At 46.0% G+C, this 22822-nt stretch carries 13 protein-coding genes; 4 read left to right on the plus strand and 9 right to left on the minus strand.

Annotated elements, in window-relative coordinates; all coding sequences use genetic code 11:
• Positions 1 to 8: 8 nt before the first annotated feature.
• The 9 genes from AB4589_RS02985 to gltB (AB4589_RS03025) all read right to left on the minus strand — a co-directional run bounded on the left by AB4589_RS02985 (position 9) and on the right by gltB (AB4589_RS03025) (position 16318).
• Entirely contained in the window at positions 9 to 626 is a 618-nt protein-coding gene (locus AB4589_RS02985) for a TRIC cation channel family protein (RefSeq protein WP_372099288.1), read from the minus strand.
• 74 nt (positions 627 to 700) lie between these two features.
• A complete protein-coding gene (gene btuF / locus AB4589_RS02990; RefSeq protein ID WP_012603224.1) occupies positions 701 to 1570 on the minus strand; it encodes a vitamin B12 ABC transporter substrate-binding protein BtuF in 870 nt (289 codons plus the stop codon).
• A gap of 1 nt (position 1571) precedes the next feature.
• Positions 1572 to 2525, minus strand: a complete 954-nt coding sequence (locus AB4589_RS02995) for a cobalamin biosynthesis family protein (protein WP_017098318.1) — start codon at positions 2523 to 2525, stop codon at positions 1572 to 1574.
• A gap of 10 nt (positions 2526 to 2535) precedes the next feature.
• Positions 2536 to 3231: a 5'-methylthioadenosine/S-adenosylhomocysteine nucleosidase gene (gene mtnN / locus AB4589_RS03000; RefSeq protein ID WP_017100512.1), complete on the minus strand. Its 696-nt coding sequence runs from the start codon at positions 3229 to 3231 to the stop codon at positions 2536 to 2538.
• Between the two features lie 127 nt (positions 3232 to 3358).
• Positions 3359 to 3787, minus strand: coding sequence for a DUF1499 domain-containing protein (locus tag AB4589_RS03005; RefSeq protein WP_017070085.1), 429 nt, complete (start codon positions 3785 to 3787; stop codon positions 3359 to 3361).
• Between the two features lie 176 nt (positions 3788 to 3963).
• A complete protein-coding gene (locus AB4589_RS03010; protein WP_029225425.1) occupies positions 3964 to 5376 on the minus strand; it encodes an FAD-dependent oxidoreductase in 1413 nt (470 codons plus the stop codon).
• 16 nt (positions 5377 to 5392) lie between these two features.
• The gene (gene gltB, locus AB4589_RS03015) at positions 5393 to 9856 is read right to left on the minus strand and encodes a glutamate synthase large subunit (RefSeq protein ID WP_372099291.1); all 4464 of its coding nucleotides are present in this window, start codon (positions 9854 to 9856) and stop codon (positions 5393 to 5395) included.
• A 445-nt stretch (positions 9857 to 10301) separates the two neighbouring features.
• Positions 10302 to 11771 (minus strand): glutamate synthase subunit beta, encoded by a 1470-nt coding sequence (locus tag AB4589_RS03020; protein WP_017098322.1) that lies wholly within the window; start codon positions 11769 to 11771, stop codon positions 10302 to 10304.
• The gene (gene gltB, locus AB4589_RS03025) at positions 11771 to 16318 is read right to left on the minus strand and encodes a glutamate synthase large subunit (RefSeq protein WP_135382880.1); all 4548 of its coding nucleotides are present in this window, start codon (positions 16316 to 16318) and stop codon (positions 11771 to 11773) included. Before gltB (AB4589_RS03025) ends, AB4589_RS03020 begins: the two co-directional genes overlap by 1 nt.
• 529 nt (positions 16319 to 16847) lie before the next feature.
• Between gltB (AB4589_RS03025) and AB4589_RS03030 the strand changes: the two genes are divergently transcribed.
• From AB4589_RS03030 to AB4589_RS03045, 4 genes are all read left to right on the plus strand, one after another.
• Positions 16848 to 17801 (plus strand): TIGR01212 family radical SAM protein, encoded by a 954-nt coding sequence (locus AB4589_RS03030; RefSeq protein WP_371709194.1) that lies wholly within the window; start codon positions 16848 to 16850, stop codon positions 17799 to 17801.
• A gap of 92 nt (positions 17802 to 17893) precedes the next feature.
• Positions 17894 to 19645, plus strand: coding sequence for a diguanylate cyclase (locus tag AB4589_RS03035; RefSeq protein WP_012603234.1), 1752 nt, complete (start codon positions 17894 to 17896; stop codon positions 19643 to 19645).
• A 230-nt stretch (positions 19646 to 19875) separates the two neighbouring features.
• A complete protein-coding gene (arcB, locus tag AB4589_RS03040; protein ID WP_009848408.1) occupies positions 19876 to 22263 on the plus strand; it encodes an aerobic respiration two-component sensor histidine kinase ArcB in 2388 nt (795 codons plus the stop codon).
• Between the two features lie 7 nt (positions 22264 to 22270).
• A complete protein-coding gene (locus tag AB4589_RS03045; RefSeq protein WP_012603236.1) occupies positions 22271 to 22714 on the plus strand; it encodes a hypothetical protein in 444 nt (147 codons plus the stop codon).
• The last annotated feature ends 108 nt before the right edge of the window (positions 22715 to 22822 follow it).

Genomic DNA, 22822 nt, shown 5'->3' on the forward strand with positions numbered 1-22822 from the left:
CGTCCTATCTATTTGATAGCGAAAGTCGGCAGTGATAAGTGCCAGCGAATGGCGCCAAGCCTAATCAATAGTGTTGAGAATACGCCGGCCAAAAAGGCGGTTTCTGAGTCGTGTCCCATGTTGAGCGCCATGGTATGGAAAGCGCCGCCAATGATACAAGCAGTTGCGTAGACTTCACTTCTTAGGATCATTGGGACTTCACGAGCAAGTACGTCACGGATAATGCCGCCACCACAGCCGGTGATCACACCCATGATAATGGCCACTAATGCCGAGTCTTGATAAATCAGTGCTTTTTCTACACCAATACCAACAAACACCGCTAAGCCGATCGCATCACATACCGGCAATATCCACCAAGCCAGACGCTTTGGACGTCTTACTATAATCATGGTCAGCAAACAGGTGGTGATGATAACCCAAAGGTATGTGGTATCAGTGATCCAAAACACAGGTGTCGCGCCCAATGCCATGTCACGAATAGTACCGCCGCCAATCGCGGTTACACTGCCTAGAACGGCGACACCAAAGGGATCCATCTTAAGACGGCCAGCGACAAATACGCCTGAGACGGCAAAGATGGCGGTGCCAAATAAATCGATAATATAAAGCAGCATGGAGTCCATGATACTGGTGCTCTTATAGTTAAAATTGTAGGGACAGGTCGGTGGCGAATTGTACGAAAAAACGCTGCAAATAGTTAGTGATTTTGCCTAGCTCTATCGAAGAAATCGCACACTTGTTGGATTGCTTTCAAAGTTCTTGTTGTCGGGCGATTAATCCAGTCAGAATTAAGTGACCAAATCTGATTTTGAGCAACTGCCGGGATCTCATCTTCCCAAGTTTGCCACATGGTTCCATTCTCAATCGCGTGCTGAGAAGTGAAGATCACTTGCGGCTTCCTTAACACAACTTGTTCAATGCCAACTTGCGGGTAAGGGGAAGCACTGTCTTCGAAAATATTGTGGCCACCACAAAACTCAAACACCTCACTTGGCCAGTGCCCTTGAGCAACAGTGATGATCGGCTTCTCACTGAGTTGGTAGAAGTAGTTTACTGGCTCGGCATCTTTGTATTTTAGTCTCAACGCGTTGAGCTGCTCTCTGTATTGTTGAGCGTTATTTTCGCCAATACTTGGATCGCTTGCGAATTGGCTAAGTTGCTCAATATTGGTCGCGATGTTATCTAGGCTCTTGGTTTTTGAGTAATAAATATTAAAACCAAATTGCTCCAGTTTCGCGAGTTCTCTGGGCGGGTTTCCAGCTGGCCATGCGAGAATGAGATCAGGTTGCAGGGCGATGATCTTCTCAACCTTGATGCCTTGGTAATTCGCCACTTTCTCTAGTTTGTCAGCTTGTAGTGGATAATCACTTCGCTCACTCACCGCAACAAGCTTATCACCTAAACCAGCGCTGTATGCGAGTTCAGTGGCATGAGGAGCAAGGCTAACCACACGTTGAGCTGGTTGAACTTTTTCTGAAGTCAGTAGTGTTTCTTCTGCAAATGACAAAGGCAGCCATAAGCTGGAAAACAAAATAGTAAGGCTTGTAACAAGTGCTGATGGTTTCACTCTAAATCCCTTGGTGAACAAATAGTAAGATTAGGCTTTGTAAAAATATCCAGATAGCGATGCGACCAAACAGCAGTTTTTGAACTTGAGACAAGTGCAGCGCTGAAGGGGCGACTCTGCCGCCTAATTTTGCTCGAATAGCTTTGGTGTTGTCGTAAATCGCAGGACCGCCCAGTGACAGCTCAAGCTTGTTGCCGACAGCTGTAATCAACCATGCAGGGCCGGGCAATGGCCAAGAGCGACTCTGAACGAGCATCATCTTGAATGTGTGAGACGCTTTATCGCCACATACAATCATCAAGGCAAACAAGCGCATTGGTATGAATTCTAGGATAGCGACAATCTTGATTGCCGTTGATCCAAATGGAGAAAATCGCTTTCGACTTGGTGACCATGCACGCGCTAACTCAACAATCAGGCGATACATTAACGCGGCGATTCCACCACCAATGGCGTACCAGAATAAAACACAAACCACATTACGAGCGTAACCCATGATGATAGTTTCAGCCGCGGCTTTGCCAAGTCCAAGTGATGACAGTGATTCAGTTTGACGGTTAACAATCGGAGCCAATAACTGGCGAGCCGCGGCTTTATCTTCTCGGCCAAGTGCTTTGATCAACTGATTTGCCAACTTTTCATTGTTACGCCAATCAATAGCGAGTAACAACAGCGCTAATTCAAACAGTTGTGATTGCCAAACCAGTGGCTGCAGTGCCAATAGAATAACCAGAGTCGGCAAGACCATTAACCCCCAAGCTAAAGTGCCTGAGATTAAGCTTTGGGAATAATTTTGATTGTTATTAACCTTGGTTGCTAAAAGTTCAGCAAACTTATGCCATAAGGTCGTGGGATGTGCGGCATGGGGGATAGGTAAAATTAAATGAAAAAGCAGTGCTCCCCACATTACAAGGAGCACGCCATTTGCAAATACCTGATCAAACAGTGTTTGCATGTCTAGTCGCTTACTTTAGTAGGGCAACCATCTTGATAACCATCTCAGAAGAGCTTTGTGCTGCTAGTGGCAGGAACTCTTCGAAGCTCATTGGTGATTCTTTGTCTGCAACGTCAGAGATTGCACGAACAACCACGAATGGTACTTGGAATTGGTGACAAGCTTGAGCGATAGCCGATGCTTCCATCTCTACAGCAACTACTGATGGGAAGTGCTTGCGGATGAACGCTTGGCGTTCTGCTGTGCAAACAAATGCGTCGCCAGTACAGATAAGGCCGCGAACGGCGTGCTTATCTTCCATTTGTGCTAGAGCTTGTTCAGCAACAGCCATCAGTTTGTCGTCAGCTTTGAACGCTGCTGGTTGACCTGCCATTTGACCAATTTCGTAACCGAAAGCTGTTACGTCTGCATCGTGGTGACGAACTTCAGTAGAGATAACCACATCGCCAAGGTTTAGCGTTGAATCAAAACCGCCAGCAGAGCCAGTATTTAATACTACATCTGGTTGGTATTCGCTTAGCAGGATTGAAGTACCAACAGCCGCTGCTACTTTACCAATGCCTGATTGAAGCAAAACAACGTCAACACCATTTAGCTGACCAGAGAAAAAGGTACAACCGCCTTTATTAACTTCAGTAATGTCTGAAATTGCTGCTTTTAGGATCGCAACTTCTTGCTCCATTGCGCCAATGATGCCGATTTTCATGTGTAGTCTCTTAATAAAAATTATTTAAACAGTAGAGCGAAATTGTAGCATGGAAGAGAAGTGTCGAGCGACTGCCCAGAAGCACTTCTCATCCGAATAGCAGCGATTTATCTGCGTATTCTTTTATCTATTTGATCAGGCCTTCGCTTTTTAAGCTAGCGCGAAGTTGTTCAGCACGCTTTCGGTTTACGCCAAAATCAGAGTGACCAGTACGAGACTCTGAACGCACGATCAGTTTGCCATCAGTGATCTTAAGTTCTAAGTCATCGACAAAGCGCATGATGCGAGAGGTACATTCAACACGCAGGTAATCTTCTGTTTTACTCGCGGTTTTCGAACCCGGTAAGGTTAGTGCAACCTGCTCAATCGCATCTAGGTTTGCTGAATCTGATAACTCAAACGCGGCCAATGCATGCTGCTCACGGTCATCTTGAGTTGATACGCAGTTTGGTTTGTCTCCACAAGGTGATGAAGTTCTGTCTTTCATGTCCGTGATTCCTTGGCTACAAGCGGTTAGAGTTAAAAGAGATAGAGAAAGGAGAGCGGCTTTTTTCATAGTGTTTCCTATGGCTTGTTTTTAATTCTTATTGTAGTTATCGGTATTGGCTTATTTGTAATTGTTTTACGTATTTTCGTGATGCTTGTGATAAACGAATCTAATTCAAAAAAGGATCCATCATTGGATCCTTTTTTATAGTAACGAATTGAGTAATAAAGAAAACCCTATATCAATCACACTTCTAGGTAGTCCAAGATCCCTTCTGCGGCTTTACGGCCTTCATCGATAGCGGTTACCACTAAGTCAGAGCCTCGAACGGCATCGCCACCAGCGAATATCTTGCTGTTGGTGGTTTGGTATTGAAACTCTTGTTTGCCGGGAGCCTTGATGCGACCCCATTGGTCGAGCTCTACACCAAATGGTTCTAGCCATTCCATTGCATGAGGTTGGAAACCAAATGCCATGATCACGGCATCAGCCTCAAGAACATGCTCACTGCCTTCAACCGGTTCAGGACGACGGCGGCCTGCCTCATCTGGTTCACCCAAGGCTGTTTTCATCACTTTAACGCCAGTCACATGACCGGATGAATCGGTTTCCAGTGCTAATGGTTGAAGGTTGAACATGAACTTCACGCCTTCCTCTTTCGCATTTTTCACCTCTCGGCGAGAGCCCGGCATGTTCGCTTCATCTCGGCGATAAGCACAAACAACATTAGCAGCGTGTTGACGAATCGACGTTCGGACACAGTCCATTGCAGTATCACCACCACCAAGCACGACTACTTTCTTGCCTTTCATGTCGATGAATGGCGTTGGGTTATCCAGTTCCATGACCTTGTAGGTATTGGAAACAAGAAATGGTAGGGCATCATAAACGCCCGGAGCTTCTTCGTTGTCTAATCCAGCACGCATATTTTTATAGGTGCCGACACCTAAGAAAACGGCATCATAATCATCGACAAGTTGTTGTAGTTGAACGTCTTTGCCGACTTCGGTATTCATTTTAAATTCGACCCCCATACCACTAAAGATACGGCGACGGTTTTCCATGATGCCTTTCTCAAGCTTGAACGATGGGATACCAAACGTCAGCAGGCCACCGATCTCAGGGTAGCGGTCAAATACCACGGCCTTCACACCGTTTCGAACTAAGATATCAGCTGCTGCAAGACCTGCTGGGCCTGCGCCGATGATCGCGACCTTTTTGTCGGTCCATTCAACGTGAGACATGTCTGGTTTCCAGCCCATCTCAAACGCTTTGTCATTGATGTATTTTTCAATGTTGCCGATGGTTACTGCGCCGAAATCATCATTGAGGGTACAAGATCCTTCGCACAGTCGATCCTGAGGACAAACTCGTCCACACACCTCAGGTAAGCTGTTGGTTTGGTGAGACAGTTCAGCGGCTTCGATAATGCGCCCTTCATTGGCAAGCTTAAGCCACTGAGGGATGTAGTTATGAACTGGACATTTCCATTCACAGTAAGGGTTACCACAGTCTAAACAACGGTCAGCTTGCGCTTTGGCTTGTTGCTTAGTGAAAGGTTCGTAGATCTCTACAAACTCAATTTTACGTATCTTGATTGGCTTCTTCGCTGGGTCTACGCGATTCACATCAATAAATTGGTATACATTCTGGCTCATTATTGGCTCCTTCCAATTATTGCGCTTGAACACGAAGTTCAGCAGAGCTACGGCTTTGGTGACCGAGCAAGGTGTTAAGATCCGCCGTCTTTGGCTTCACTAGGTAGAACTTCGGAATCCATTCATCAAAGTTCGCCAGAATAGCTTCAGCGTGTACTGAGCCAGTCTCTTCTAAGTGCTCTGCAATCAGGCCGCGTAGATGTTCTTGGTGGATAAATAGATCAGACAGAGAAAGAGCTTCGACTGATTCGTTGTTCACACGACCTTGGAAGTCTTCGTTCTTATCCATCACATAAGCAAAACCACCTGTCATACCGGCGCCGAAGTTGACGCCAGTTGCGCCAAGAATAGCAACAATACCGCCAGTCATGTATTCACAGGCGTTGTCACCCGCACCTTCAATCACAGCAACGGTACCTGAGTTACGCACGCCAAATCGCTCGCCCGCAGTACCTGCGGCAAATAGCTTGCCTCCGGTTGCGCCATACAGACAAGTGTTGCCTATGATGGTCGCTTCGTTACAAGTAAAGGCTGTGCCTTGGTGAGGTTTGATCACTACTTTGCCGCCAGCCATGCCTTTGCCGACATAGTCATTGGCATCACCCGTCAGATACAGCTCTACGCCGCCAGCGTTCCAAACCGCAAAGGATTGGCCTGCCGTGCCATCGAGATACAACTTAATTGGTGAACCGGCCATGCCTTGGTTACCGTAACGTTTGGCAATTTCACCAGAGATACGAGCACCAATCGAGCGATCGGTGTTGATCACGTTGTAGTAAAGGCTGGTGGATTGACGTTTCTCAATCGCATCGATTGCGTCATCAAGGATCTGTTGGTTGAGCTGAGCCTTATCAAACGGTGCGTTTGGCTCTGTCCAAAACAGTGGGTGACCTTCTGGAGATACCGGAGCTTCCAATATCGAAGAGAGATCGAGCTTGCTCTGTTTCGCCGTGAGGCCTTGAACGGCTTCAAGCAAATCAGTACGACCAATCAGATCAGTAAGTTTCTCTACGCCAAGTTCTGCAAGGTACTGGCGAACTTCATCGGCTAGGCCGGTAAAGTAGTTCACCACCATGTCTGGTAGGCCTTTGAAGTATTCGCGGCGTAGGGTTTCATCTTGAGTCGCCACACCGGTCGCACAGTTATTTAGGTGACAAATTCTTAAGAACTTACAACCCATTGCGACCATTGGTGCAGTACCAAAACCAAAGCTTTCAGCGCCTAGAATCGCGCCTTTAATGACGTCGAGGCCGGTTTTCAGACCACCATCGACTTGCAGGCGGATCTTATGACGAAGCCCGTTGGCGACGAGTGCTTGTTGAGTTTCGGCTAAGCCAAGCTCCCAAGGACAACCTGCGTATTTCACTGAAGTCAGCGGGCTTGCTGCAGTACCACCGTCGTAACCGGAGATCGTAATCAAGTCGGCATAAGCTTTCGCTACACCTGTGGCAATGGTGCCTACACCCGGTTCAGAGACTAACTTCACTGAAACCAAGGCTTTAGGGTTAACTTGCTTAAGGTCGAAAATCAGCTGCGCCAGATCTTCGATAGAATAAATATCGTGATGTGGAGGAGGAGAGATCAGAGTCACGCCTTGAACTGAGTATCTCAGCTTAGCGATTTCTGCCGTGACTTTATGACCCGGTAGTTGACCGCCTTCTCCTGGTTTCGCACCTTGTGCGACTTTGATTTGTAGAACATCCGCATTGGTTAAGTAATGTGGCGTCACACCAAAACGACCGGATGCTATCTGTTTGATACGCGAGTTACGATCTGTCCCAAAGCGTCGTGGATCTTCACCGCCTTCACCAGAGTTAGAATAACCACCTAAGCGGTTCATCGCCATTGCTAATGCTTCATGAGCTTCTGGGCTCAAGGCACCAATCGACATTGCCGCAGAGTCGAAGCGCTTAAAGAGATCGCTACTTGGCTCGACTTGTTCTAGAGGTAGAGGTTGATCGGCTTTTTTGAGGCTCATTAAGTCGCGCAGCATAGCAGCAGGACGAGCATTAACTTGCTTCGCAAAAGATTGATAATCCGATGTTTCACCTGTCTTTACTGCGGTTTGTAAGGTGCTGACTACGTCTGGGTTGTATGCGTGGTATTCGCCGCCATGTACGTATTTGAGTAAGCCACCATGTTCCAGTGGTTTACGCTTAGTCCATGCTTTGCGAGATAGATTATAGATATCTTGTTGGAAGTCGCTAAAGCTAGCGCCTTGGATACGAGTCGTTACGCCACGGAAACACAAATCAACCACATCGGTATGTAAACCGACTGCCTCAAATAACTGCGAGCAGCGATACGAAGCAATTGTCGAGATACCCATCTTCGACATGATCTTATACAGACCTTTGTTGATGCCGTTTTGGTAATTTTGCAATGCAGTGCGATAGTCTTTATCTAATGAACCATCGTCCAACATTTTGCCCAGAGCTTCATAAGCGAGATACGGGTAAACTGCGGTGGCGCCAAAGCCAAGCAGCACTGCAAATTGGTGCGGGTCACGTGCGGTTGCTGTTTCAACCACTATATTGGCATCACAACGTAGGTTGTTGTCTGCGAGTCGAGTTTGCACCGCACCGACCGCCATGGCTGCTGGAACGGGTAGCTTACCTTTCTCTAAACCTTTGTCTGAAAGCACAACCAAAACGGCGCCGTCACGTACATCTTGAACCGCACGATCACACAAGTCGTTGATGGCTTGTTCTAGCTCTTTTTCTGCTGGGTCATAGTGCATGCTAAGAATCGTATGGCCATAATGCTTTTGATTTAATTGCAGAAGTTGCTGCATATCAGAATAAAGCAGAACGGGCGAATCAAACGTCACACGGTAAGCATGCCCATCGGTTTCACAGAACACATTCATCTCTTGGCCGATACTGGTTGCCAGAGACATAACGTGTTTTTCACGCAAAGGGTCAATTGGTGGGTTGGTGACTTGAGCAAACTTCTGACGGAAATAGTCGGTGATTAGGCGCTCTTTAGAAGACAGCACTGCCATTGGCGTATCGTCGCCCATAGAACCGACCGCTTCTTGTCCCATGTCACCGAGTACACGCAGTACTTGGTCTGACTCTTCGTTGCTCATTGCAAACTGTTTTTGATAGGTCTTTAGGGTGTCATCATCAAAATTACGCTTACCGACTTGGTCATCTGCTAGTGCGGAAAACGGTGTTAATTTGTGAACGTTCTTATCCATCCACTCTTTATATGGGTGACGGCCTTTAAGATCATTGTCGATCTCGTTCGACTGCCATAGCTTACCGCGACGCGTATCAATAACGAGCAGTTCACCCGGGCCAACACGTCCTTTCTCTGCCACTTCGTCTGGCGCATAATTCCAGATACCGACTTCAGATGCCAAGGTGATTAGGTTGTCTTTGGTGATCACATAGCGAGCTGGGCGTAATCCGTTTCTGTCGAGGTTACATGCAGCATAACGGCCGTCAGACAGTACGATACCCGCAGGGCCATCCCACGGTTCCATGTGTTTTGAGTTGAAATCGTAAAAGGCACGAAGCTCAGGATCCATGTCTGGGTGGTTTTGCCAAGCGGGCGGCACAAGCATACGCATCGCTCGGAACACATCCATACCACCGGCAAGGAATAGATCGAGCATGTTGTCTAAGCTTGAGGAGTCTGATCCTGTCTCATTCACAAAAGGTGCGGCCGTTTGTAAATCGGGCAGCAGCGGTGAAGAGAATTTATAGGCGCGAGCCTTGGCCCATTGACGGTTGCCCTCGATGGTATTGATTTCACCATTGTGCGCCAAATAACGGAATGGTTGAGCAAGTGGCCAACGCGGTTGTGTGTTGGTTGAAAAGCGCTGGTGGAACAGACATATTGCTGATTCCATACGTAAGTCAGCAAGATCGAGGTAAAATCGCGGAAGATCGGCGGGCATACACAAGCCTTTGTAGACCATGACTTGAGTCGACAGGCTACAAATATAGAAATCTTTGTCTTCGGTGAGCTGCTTTTCAATTCGACGACGAGCGATATAAAGGCGTCGTTCAATATCGCGTTCACGCCAACCCGCAGGGGCCGAGATAAACACTTGTTGAATATTGGGAACCGAATCTTTGGCTATTGGGCCTAAAACATCGGTGTTGGTTGGCACGACACGCCAGCCAGCTACGGTTAAAGTCTCTTGAGCGAGCTCTTTATTGACGATGTCTTGTGCTGATTGCGCTTTGATTGGGTCTTGGCTGAAAAAAATCATGCCGACAGCGTATTGCTTGCCGAGCTTGAAGTTATTCTCTTCAGCAATAATTCTGAGATAAGAGTCGGGCTTCTGTAGCAATAAGCCACAGCCATCTCCGGTTTTACCATCCGCGGCGATACCACCACGGTGTGTCATGCGATCGAGGGCTGAAATAGCAGTTCGCACCAACTTATGACTCGGTTGGCCTTCCATTTGCGCTATTAAACCAAATCCACAGTTGTCTTTTTCAAGACTAGGATCATATAGAGCCATTGCAATTCTCCCTTTTGCTTCGCTGTCATCCAGACAGTAAATGACTAACTATTCATGTACTTGTTATTTTTTATGAACTTGTTCTTATATAAACGATAGTTTGTTTTTAGCTAGCTAAAACGTTATTGGTTGTGTTAACAAAACCGATTGGTTTTATTTTCATCAGCTTTACAACGTATAGCTAATTGTGTTTAAGGTCAAGTTCATGGTTAATTATCATGTGTAAACGCGATTAGCCACGTAATAATCTAAAATAGTCGATGAAGATCAATGAGATATAAAAGTCAGATGTTAACGGGATTTAACATTCGCAGCAGGCGTGATTGAGAAAGAGTTAAAGGCCAGATAGAAAAAAGGCTAGCATCGAGTGCTAGCCAAATATAAAAGTTAGGAAGGGTGTTGCTTTTCCTCTAGGCTAACGTCATCGACGCTAGCCCGAGAAATATTATGCGGAAAGCATGAGTGAATCTGCTTTCGCTTCTAAGTTTGAGTTACCCATTAAGAAGTCATCAATGGCAATTGCACATTCACGACCTTCATTAATACAACGTACAACCAGAGATTGACCAGTACGCATATCACCAGCAGCGAAAACGCCTTTCTGGTTGGTCGCAAAGCCTTCAGAAGCAACGTTACCACGCTCGTCCAGTTTAATGTCTAGCTGAGCAAGCACGCCTGTTGGCTCTGGGTGTAAGAAGCCCATTGCAAGGAATGCCATATCGCAAGGGATAACACGTTCAGAGTTTGCTACTTCATCAAAACCTGGACGTTCACCTGGTTTCGCATCTTGCCAAACGATGTCAGCAATGCGAAGTCCGGTTACATTACCGTTATCGTCAGAGATGAACTCTTTAGTCAGGATGTTCCAATGACGTTCACAACCTTCTTCGTGAGAAGTGGTGGTCTTCATGATCATTGGGTACTGAGGCCAAGGCATATTAGCAGGGCGCTTCTCAGGTGGGATCGGCATGATCTCAACCTGAGTAATGCTTGCTGCTTTATGACGGTTTGATGTACCCACACAGTCAGAACCCGTATCACCACCACCGATAACCACAATGTGCTTATCTTTAGCGTGAAGCTCTTCTGTTTTTAGGTCTAAGTCGTTGGCACGGCGGTTGTTTTGACCAAGGAATTCCATGGCAAAGTGAACGCCTTTCAGCTCACGACCTGGGATTGGCAAGTCACGTGGAACCGTAGAACCACCCGTTAGCAATACCACATCAAACTCTTGGCGCAACTGTTGAGCATTAACATCAACACCGATGTGTTGGTTCACTTTAAACTCAACACCAGCTTCAGCCATTAGGTTGATCTTACGATCAATCACGTCCATACCCAGTTTGAAATCTGGGATACCGAAACGCAGTAGGCCACCGACTTTCTCGTCACGTTCAAATACCGTCACAGAGTGACCGGCACTGTTTAGTTGCTCAGCTGCGGCTAAGCCTGCAGGACCTGAACCGATAACCGCGACAGTTTTACCTGTACGAGAGCGTGGTGTCTTAGGCTTTGCGTACCCTTCACGGTACGCAGTTTCTACAATCGTTTTCTCGATATTACAGATAGTGATTGGGTCTTGGTTGATGCCAAGAACACAGGCACTTTCACAAGGAGCAGGACAAACACGACCTGTAAACTCAGGGAAGTTGTTGGTAGAGCTTAGAATGTTCCAAGCCTCTTCCCAGCTGTCACGGTAAACCGCGTCATTGAATTCTGGGATGATGTTACCAATCGGACAGCCGTTGTGACAGAAAGGTACGCCACAGTCCATACAACGAGATGCTTGAGTACTGATCTTTTCACCAAACTCTTCGTTAAGTACGAACTCTTTGTTGTCTTCAATTCGAACTGACGGGTCGAGCTTTTTTGGAAGCTCACGACCGTGTTCTAAAAATCCAGTAGGCTTACCCATTATACTGCCTCCACTTCTTCCGTTTGTGCCTGTTGTGCTTCAGCTTTACGCTTCTCAAGAACTGCTTTGTAGTCGCGAGGCATTACTTTAACTAGTGATGCGACACTTACTTCAAAGTTGTCTAGGAAAGACTGAGCAACTTCACTTCCTGTGAATTCAACATGCTTCGTTAGCATATCTAGTAGAAGATCTTTATCTTCTTGTTCAATTGGATCTAGGTCTACAAGTTCTGCGTTGAGCTTGGTTTCGAAGTCGCCTGCTTTATCCCAAACATAAGCGACACCGCCACTCATACCTGCAGCAAAGTTACGCCCCGTTGAGCCAAGGATAATTGCCGCGCCACCTGTCATGTATTCACAACCGTGGTCACCAACACCTTCAACTACAACCTTCGCACCTGAGTTACGAACACAGAAACGTTCGCCAGCCATACCGCGAATGAAAGATTCACCAGAAGTGGCACCGTAGAAACATACGTTACCGACCACGATATTATCTTCCGCAACGATAGATGATTTCGCATCTGGGTACAGTACCAATGTACCGCCAGACAGACCTTTACCCCAGTAATCGTTCGCGTCGCCTTCTACTTCGAATTTTACGCCTTTCGCAAGGAACGCACCGAAAGATTGACCTGCACTACCGTAGAACTTAACGTTCATTGGTTGTGGTAAACCTTGATCTTTGTAAACTTTCGAAATTTCATTCGATAGCATCGTACCCGCAGAGCGGTCCGTGTTGATGATAGGGAAGGTCGCATTCACGGCTTCGCCTTTCTCAAGCGCTGGAATGGCAGCTTGAATCAGTTTACGGTCAAGAACATCTTCTAGGTTGTGGTTTTGTTGTCTCTGGTTGTAGATACCGTCGTCTTCACGTGCCTGCTCAATGTGCAGTACAGGTGTTAGGTCGAGGTTCTTGTACTTCCAGTGACCGATGTCATCACGAACTTTAAGTTTGTGCGATTGACCAACCATCTCATCGATAGAGCGGAAGCCAAGTTCAGCCATTACTTCACGCAGACCTTCTGCCATGTATTGGAAGAACGTTACTACGTCTTCTACGCGGCCGTCGAAACGCTCACGCAGGGTCTTGTTTTGTGTTGCGATACCAACAGGACATGTATTCTTGTGACACTTACGCATCATGATACAGCCTTCAACCACTAGAGCTGCTGTTGCTACGCCCCATTCTTCAGCGCCAAGTAACGTTGCTACTGCAAGGTCTCGTGGTGTTTTCATCTGACCATCAGACTGAACAACGATACGGTTACGTAGGCCGTTTTTCAGTAGTGTTTGGTGAGTTTCCGCTAGACCCAGCTCCCAAGGCAGACCGGTGTGACGGATAGAAGACATAGGAGATGCACCCGTACCACCATCAAAACCTGCGATAAGTACCACGTCAGCTTTCGCTTTTGCTACACCCGATGCAATCGTACCTACGCCTGCTTCTGATACTAGCTTCACGTTGACACGGCCGTTACGGTTCGCGTTTTTCAGATCGTAGATCAGCTGAGCCAAATCTTCGATTGAGTAGATATCGTGGTGTGGCGGTGGAGAGATAAGACCTACGCCGGGAGTCGAGTGACGTGTTGCACCGATCCAATCATCAACCTTATCACCAGGTAGTTGACCACCTTCGCCAGGTTTTGCACCTTGAGCCATCTTGATTTGCAGCTCATCAGCGTTAGATAGGTAGTAAGACGTCACACCAAAGCGACCAGAAGCCACCTGTTTGATTGCTGAACGCTCCCAGTCACCGTTTTCTTTACGTTCGAAACGAGCTGGATCTTCACCACCTTCACCTGAGTTTGACTTCGCGCCAATGCGGTTCATTGCAACAGCCAGTGTTGAGTGAGCCTCATGTGAGATTGAACCAAAGCTCATTGCGCCGGTTGCGAAACGCTTAAGGATGTTCTCGATGGGTTCTACTTCCGCTAGAGGAATAGAGCCTGCAGGATTCTTGATGAAATCCAGTTGGCTACGTAGCGTTGCTGCGTTGTCGCCTTGGTCATCAACTGCTTTTGCGTACTTCTTGAATTGACCGTAATCTTTGTTACGCGTCGACTCTTGAAGTAGAGAAATCGTTTCAGGGTTGAATAGGTGCTTCTCGCCACGTTGTTTCCACTGGTAAACACCGCCAACATCAAGGATCTGAGCTGGGATTTCACGAGCTGGGTAACCAACACGGTGACGAACTAGCACTTCTCGTGCGATATCATCGATCGTTAGACCTTGGATACGAGAAACAGTACCAGTGAAGTATTTTTCAACCACTGACTTGCTTACACCAAGTGCTTCAAAGATTTGCGCACCGTGGTAAGACTGTAGCGTAGAGATCCCCATCTTAGAGAAGATCTTCAGTAGACCGCCGTTGACACCTTTACGGTAGTTATCGAATAACTCACGTGGGTGTACGTTTGGATCTAGCTTCTTCGTACGTTGCAGTTCAACAATCGTTTCAATAACTAGGTATGGGTTAACTGCGTTCGCACCGTAGCCGATTAGCGTTGCAAAGTGGTGTGTCTCGCGAGCATCGCCCGTTTCAACAACAATGTCACACTTAGCTCTTAGACCTTTACGGATAAGATGGTGGTGAACCGCGCCAACTGCCAGCATTGCTGGAATAGCGGCGTGGGTAGAGTTAACCGCACGGTCTGTCAGTAGGATGATAGAGTAGCCATCAATCACAGCGTCTTCTGCGTATTGGCAGATACGCTTAAGTGCGCGCTCTAACTTACCGTTGTCTCCGTTTGCTTGGAATACGATATCCAGCGTCTTCGCTTGAAGGTGCTCGTTATCGATTGCACGTAGCTTCTCTAACTCAGAGTTAGACAGAACTGGAGACTCAAGTTCTACTTTTTGACAGTGTTCAGGCGTTTCAGCAAGTAGGTTCTGATCCTTACCTAGGTAAGTGTTCAGAGACATAACCATACGCTCACGAATCGGATCGATTGGCGGGTTTGTTACTTGTGCAAATAATTGCTTGAAGTAGTTTGAAAGGTGCTGCGATTGATGAGAAAGAATCGCTAGCGGCCAGTCAGCGCCCATTGCAGAAAGTGGCTCGTAGCCTGTTTTTGCAAGAGGTAGAATGATTTCGTTTACTTCTTCAGAGCTCACACCAAACGATTGTTGTTTATGAAGCAACTTTTCTGGAGAAGGTTGGTTAAATTCGTTGTTCGCATCAGGTAGCTTTTTCAAGCTCAGAAGGTTCTCTTCAACCCATTTTTCGTAGGGTTGTGCTTTAGCAATACCGTCTTTCACTTCTTCGTCAGAAATGATGCGGCCTTGCTCAAGGTCAGCAACGAAGATACGACCTGGTTGTAAACGACCACGGTATTCAACATTTTCGGGAGCGATCTCAACAACACCAGATTCAGACGCCATCACTAGGAAGTCGTCTTTCGTTACTGTGTAGCGAGAAGGACGCAGACCGTTACGGTCAAGCGTTGCACCAACTTGAACACCATCAGTGAAGCAGACAGAAGCTGGGCCATCCCATGGTTCCATTACGTTCGCGTGGTACTGGTAGAACGCACGACGAGTTGGATCCATGTTTTTGTTTTCTTGCCATGCTTCAGGGATCATCATCATTAATGCGTGTGGCAGAGTACGACCTGAAAGAACAAGTAGCTCAAGCGCCATATCGAAGTTTGATGAATCCGAGCTACCTTCCTGACAGATAGGAAGCAGCATGTCGATTTCAGCTTGTGTAAACAGATCCGACTCTAGGATTGCTTCACGTGCTTTCATCCAGTTTAGATTGCCGCGAACCGTATTGATTTCGCCATTATGCGCTATGTAACGGAAAGGCTGAGCCAGACGCCAACGAGGGAATGTATTGGTAGAGAAGCGAGAGTGTACAAGTGCTAGAGCTGTCACCATAGTTGGGTTTTGCAGGTCTAGGAAGTACTGAGGAACTTGTTCTGTTGTTAGCTGACCTTTGTACACCAATGTCTTGTAAGACATAGAGTTGATGTAGAAGTCGTCACCGATGTTTGACACGCTTTCTAGGCATACACGAACAGTGTAGTTACGTAGAACATACAGTTTACGCTCAAGCTCTTCTGGTGTGATACCAGGGCCGCCAGAAATAAATACGTGTTCAAATTGAGGTTCAGTGCTTAGTGGGTCAGCACCAATCATTGAATTGTCAGTTGGAAGTTCTCGGTAACCGATCACTTCTAACTCAAGGCGCTGTGCATTGCGTTCTAGAATGTCACGACACTGTGCACGTTTGTATTCATCCTTAGGGAAAAGTACAACACCAACACCATATTTTTCAAAAGATGGCAGTTTAATTCCAAGCTTTACGGCTTCTTCTAGTAAGAATTCGTGTGGCTTCTGTAGCAGGATACCTGCACCATCACCAGAACACGGATCACAGCCTTGGCCGCCACGGTGTTCCATACGTGCAAGCATATCGAGTGCTTGAGTTACTACATCATGAGATTTGCGATTCTTAAGATGAGCAACAAAACCGATACCACAAGCGTCATGCTCCAATTCAGGAGTATACAGACCCTGTGAGTTCTGCTCTTGATCTACCATAGATACATCCTTCCAGTTAAATCTAGGCGCAACTTATTTGTATAAAGTCAGCCTTGTCCTTTTATATTTATGGGTCTAAACCTGCCTATGCTGGCGGTTTGAATCCTTTCCGTATCTCGCAGGAAAAGTATTGCGAGAAAAACAATCCTTAGTGATACCTGTTTATTTTTAACCACAAACTAGTGGTTTATATAGGTGGGAGTTAGATATCACCGACTTATTGGCAAGTTTTCGATGTAAGTAAACACTCAGAAATAGCCAATATGTGTAAGTATCCTACAATTTTGTCTAGGCGAATTGCAATGAAAGTTAACCGATGTAGACCATTTTTTTCGTTTTGTTTTGAATTTAATGCCTAACAAATGTGCAACATTAGGCAAATAGAGCTTATTTTTTGCATGTTTATTGATATTTGATAGGTTGCTCGCAAAAATCCTTGCGTAAACTAATTGGTCGAATTTTGCAGGGATGTAATTTTTTTTCAAAAAAGACTGATATTCATTCTTATTTACTTGAGTGCTTTGAAAATATGCAATTACACGAGTTAGTTAATACTATCGGCCAAGATCTCCAACGTCGTTATGGCGAGAAGGTTCACAAGCTGACACTTCACGGTGGGTTTAGTTGCCCAAACCGAGACGGGACAATTGGCCGTGGCGGTTGTACCTTCTGCAACGTAGCTTCTTTTGCCGATGAACAAACTCAAGTTCAAAGTATTGCTGATCAATTAACAGATCGTGCGGGTGAAATCGCTCGTGCCAAGAAGTATCTTGCTTATTTTCAGGCGTACACCAGTACTTACGCTGAGGTGCAGGTACTCAAGAATATGTATGAAGAGGCTCTAAAAGCACCCGGAGCAGAGATTGTTGGCCTTTGTGTTGGCACGAGACCAGACTGCGTGCCTGATGCAGTACTGGACCTGCTCGCGGAGTACGTTAAGCAAGGTTACGAAATTTGGCTAGAGCTCGGCCTGCAAACAGCCAATGATAAAACCCTCAAGCGAATTAACCGCGGACACGATTTCACTGTGTATGAAACGATCACCCAGCGCGCACGTGCTTTAGGAATCAAGGTATGTACTCACCTTATTGTCGGCCTGCCCAAAGAAACCAAAGTGGATAACCTTGAAACTCTAGAGAAGGTATTAGCAGCTGGCACTGATGGTATCAAGCTTCACGGGCTTCATATTGTTGAAGGCAGTACTATGGCTAAAGCCTGGAAGGCAGGAAAGCTAGAAGCACCAAGCCTTGAGGAGTACATTGATATCGCGAGTGAGATCATTCAACGCACACCAGCGGACGTGGTTTATCATCGTGTATCTTCTGCGGCGAGACGCCCGACACTACTCTCCCCTTTATGGTGTGAGAACCGTTGGTTGGCGATGACTGAGATTGGTCGTTCGCTTGATAAAACCGGCGCACAAGGCATTAAAACAGGCTTTGCATTCGAGTACACGCAACCTGTTTTAAACGCGACCAATTGATAGGGATGGGTGACTGTAGGTAACAGCAGATAAAACCAACAAATAGTGGTAACATTTCCCTCACAGAATTTATAAGTATAGATTGAGAGCAGATGGAACTGGTAATGACTTGGTTATGGGATAGGGCGTATGGCTACGGTATATATATCGTTGTTCTATTGCTGATAGGTCTCATCTGCTGGCATATTTATTTACGTTACCAGTCATATATTGAACAGCTTCTTCTTGCTACACCTTCACCTCTTTATTTTGTTGACATCCGAAGTGGCGAGATCTTGTACGCCAATCGCCAAGCCATGCAGTTGCTTGGTATCCGCCAAATAGGTACTCACTTTCGTTTTCCAACAGTGGAAGCTGAGAATAGTTTTCGTCATTACCTCACTGATCACATCAACTCTCGAACGTTTGAATATCTCTCGTCTTGGGTTCTTTCTGAATTTGAATCTTTTAAGATCAACTTGGTGGGTCGTAAGATCCACTTTAGAAGTAGAAAGGCTTGGATGATACATGCTTCCCCTTATAAAAGTACCAACGAAGAGATTTCCCAAGAGGTTCGTGATCTCAATGTTGCTCGTACCGCTTTGGATTCTTTATCTGAGTTGGTCTATGTCATCGATCAAAAGGGTGAATTGGTCGCGAGTAATCGAGCGTTTAAAAAGTTTTGGCATGGTCGCCCTGAAGAGGGCACTTTAAGTGTGTCTAGTGGTGCCTTAAAAGGTCGTGTCAGTGAGCGCTCATGGACCACAGACCAAGATGGTAAGGGGTGTCTCCTTGAAACCTATCAAAGTGTTTTGCTCTCGCAAAGTGGGGAAACCATAGGTACGCTCTCGATAAGTCACGATGTGACGGATTGGCATGACATGCAGCAACAACTGCGTGGGGAAATGGAAAAGCGTAAAGATACTGAAGTTGCACTTGCACAACGTGACACCATTTTACAAAACATCTTGGAAGCGAGCCCTGACTCGATTGGTATCTTCAACGAAAACATGGTTTACCAGGCGTGTAATAAGCCATTTGTGGCAGCGTTGGGTATTTCTGAAGTCAGTGATTTAGTGGGTAAACGTCTACAAGACGTAGTACCAAATAGCATTTATATGCGCGTATCAGAGAGTGATCATCAAGTGCTTCATCAAGGTAACTCGTTGCGTTACATCGACAAACTGGTTTCAAGTGATGGAGAGTTTACTTGGTATGATGTAGTGAAGTCGCCTTTTAGAGACCCTGCATCGAGTACCAATGGTGTACTGATCATGGCACGTGATATCACAGAACGTTACCTCGCCGAGCAGAAACTTGAAGAAGCCAATTTAGAGCTTGAGCGCCTCAGTTTTATGGATAGTTTAACTCAGGTATCCAATCGACGTCGCTTCGATGAGCAGCTGTCTACATTGTGGCATCATCATGTGCGTGAGAAATTGCCGTTGACGATTATGCTGTGTGACATCGACTTCTTTAAAGGCTATAACGATTTCTATGGACACCAACAAGGTGACGATGCTTTGATTCAGGTTTCACAAGCCTTTAAGCAGGTGTTGAATCGCTCTTCGGATTGCGTGGCTCGATACGGTGGTGAAGAGTTTGGCTTTATTCTCCCAAACACAACCACAGAAGGTGCGCTTATGGTCGCTCGTCGAATTCATGATGAAGTGCAAAAACTAGGATTAGCTCATGAGAAGTCGACAGTGTCAGACTCCATCACGGTGAGTATTGGTATTGTCTCTTATATACCAACACCTGATGACGAAATGGAGTCTGCTGTTGCCTTGGCTGACAGTGCGTTGTATCAAGCGAAATCTGATGGTCGAAATCGTTCGATAGTGCATCCATACTCTATTCACTAACTTTATAGAATGGGTAACTTAGTGACTCCGTCTTTTTCTTGTTTAGCATTTATATTACTTGGCTAATATTTATGTGGCTTGGCTAGTATTGATATTGCTTGGTTAGTATTAATATTGGTTGATTAACCTTCGATATTACCGCTAATCTCTTGCTGCGTGTGATGTAGCTAGCTTACCTACTTTCTTCAAACAAGGTAGAATGTTGCTAGTCTTATCGCGTGGAGCGCTAAATGAAACCCATGAAAAATCTTGCCCAGTATTACGTGGATCTGCTCGTAAAATTGGGGATTGTCCGCTTTTCTATCTTACTCGCCCTAGCGCTTGTTGCCCTTGCTGTTGTTGTACAAGTCGGTATCACCCTCGCACTCAAAGGTAATGTTGATGATATCGACATTGTCCGTTCGGTTTTCTTCGGTTTAGTGATCACACCTTGGGCGGTCTATTTTCTCTCAGTCGTGGTCGATCAACTGGAAGAGTCTCGCCAAAGGTTGGCTAAATTGGTCTCTAAGCTGGGTGACATGCGAGAGCGAGATCAAGAACTCAACAATAAACTGCAACTCAATATCGAAAAGCTCAACCAAGAAATTGAAGATCGTGAAAAAGCCGAAGAAGCGCGTGCAGAAGCAATGCATGATCTTGAGAACGAAGTGTTTCAGCGTGAGCGAACTCAGCTTGAATTAGCAGAACGTACGGCGCTGTTGCGTTCGTTTATCGATGCCTCGCCTGACCTCATTTATTATCGCAATGAAGATGGTGTGTTTTCAGGTTGCAACCGAGCGGTTGAAGAACTCACGGGCAAAACAGAAAAAGAGCTAGTTGGTTTGACGCCTTGGGATGTCTACAGCAAAGAGGTAGCCCAGCAAGTTGTTGAAACCGATAAGAAAGTCTTTGCTGACAACCAAGCTTTGACCTATGACCAATGGCTTGAATACCCCGATGGACGTAAGAGTTACTTCGAGCTGCGTAAGGTGCCTTTCTACAGTAAAGATGGTCGCCACCTTGGCTTGGTTGGTTTTGGTCGTGATATTACCGAGCGTAAAGAGCACCAAGAATCACTAGAGAAAGCCAGTCGCGATAAGACCACCTTTATCTCAACCATTAGCCACGAGCTAAGAACACCGCTCAATGGCATCATCGGCTTGAGCCGCATGTTATTGGATAGCCAGCTGACGACCGAGCAGCGTAAGCAGATGCAAACCATCAAGGTGAGTGCGGTGACACTGGGTAATATCTTTAACGATATTATCGACATGGATAAGTTCGACCGCCGTAAGCTTGAGCTATTCCCAACCCCTATCAATTTTGAAGATTTCGTTGTTGAGATCGAAAGCATTTCTGCGTTAATGGCAGAGCAGAAAGGGTTGAGGTTTGATCTAGAAAGATTGTCCGATCTCCCATCTGCAGTTGAGGTGGATGGTACTCGTCTTAGACAGGTATTGTGGAACCTTGTAAGCAACGCGATGAAGTTCACCAAAGATGGTGGTGTCGTGATGACGGTCAGCGCTGAAATTGATGGCGACTTTGCCAACATCACGATGGAAGTAGAAGATACCGGGATTGGTATCCCTGAAAGCGAAATCGAGAAGATCTTCGCGATGTACTATCAGGTAAAGTCGGGAACAGACAATTTACACGCTGTCGGTACCGGAATTGGTCTTGCTGTATCTCAACAGCTGATCAATATGATGGATGGTCACATTGAAGTCACCAGTGAAGAGGGGTTTGGTAGTACCTTTACGATTTCGATTCGAGTTCCAGTTAATCACGATACTCAGGCTTTGATCAAAACGCCAAGAAAGCAGTCCAACCTTAAGATTTTCATGGTCGAAGACATTGAGCTCAATATCACAGTAGCTCGTTCTTTACTTGAAAGCCTAGGGCATGAAGTGACAGTCGTAATGACGGGTAAAGAGGCACAAATCGTTTTCAACCCGAAAGATTATGACTTGGTATTACTGGATATCCAGTTACCAGATATGACTGGTTTCGACATTGCCCAATACTACCGCGAGAAATATAGCCAATTGCCGCCTTTGGTGGCATTAACCGCGAATGTATTAAACAATAAGCAAGAGTATTTCCAGAAAGGCATGGATGAAGCGATCAGTAAACCACTGTCGGTTCGTGCAATCCAGGATGTCATCAGCGAGTTGATTGAGGATGCCCCTGAGGTTATTGAGAAAGCCGAGGGCATTGATACAGTAAAGGATGTTGAAAAAGTAGCAGGTGTTGAGAAAGTAACTGCGAGTAAGCCGGCTCTTTCAACGATTGATACCACTTTGCTTGATATTGATATGCTAGAGTCTTATGTTGACATTGTCGGGTCGAAACCTGTTTTGGATAGTATCGTGATGTTTGAAGATATGATGCCGGAATATATGGAAATATTGAACTCCAATATGGTTGCGAAAGATCAAGACAGTATCGTTTCTGAGGCACACAAGATTAAAGGTGCAGCAGGTTCCATTGGCCTGAAACGCATACAGCAAGTTGCTCAGAAAGCTCAATCTCCAGATATGCCTGCGTGGTGGGAGAACATTTCAGATTGGGTTGATGAAATAAATAACGAATACCAAAATGATATTGAAGTCTTAAAGAGTTGGTTAAATCAAAGGTAGAAGAATGATGAAAAAATTAGCATTTGCCGCATGTGTAGTAGCATTAGCGGGTTGTTCTGCGCCACAAGTAGAATGGCAGCAAGATAATCAAGTCGAAGTATCTGCAGCGACAGTCACAATGAAAAGCAACCTGTGGCACAACAAAATGCCTACGATTGGGGAGGCTCAAGATAAGACTTTGCATGGTGCTATCTACCTAGAGTCTGACTCACAATTACCAGCAACACTTGCGGTTGAGAGTGTGACGGTTAAACAGGGTGCAGATACCTTGTTGGTAACTGCTGACGATCTAGATTTAAGAACACATAGTGAAACGCAGTGGGAAGTCGCTTTTGTATGGCAGTTAGAGATCGACAGTGATAAGCCTGTTGATGTTGCGATTGAACTCAAAGATGGCGAAACCGTGAAGTGGTTAGTCGAGAAAGACGTGAAGGTAGATACGGTTTACTAAAACCTTAGCGAACAATGAACAATAAAAAAGGGAGAATGCGTTGGCATTCTCCCTTTTTAATAACGATTGTTCACGCTTCGATTGCTAGAAGTACTAACTGTTTATAAG

It is taken from the genome of Vibrio sp. 10N.222.49.A3 (assembly GCF_041475145.1).
Taxonomy (GTDB): Bacteria; Pseudomonadota; Gammaproteobacteria; order Enterobacterales; family Vibrionaceae; genus Vibrio; species Vibrio tasmaniensis_A.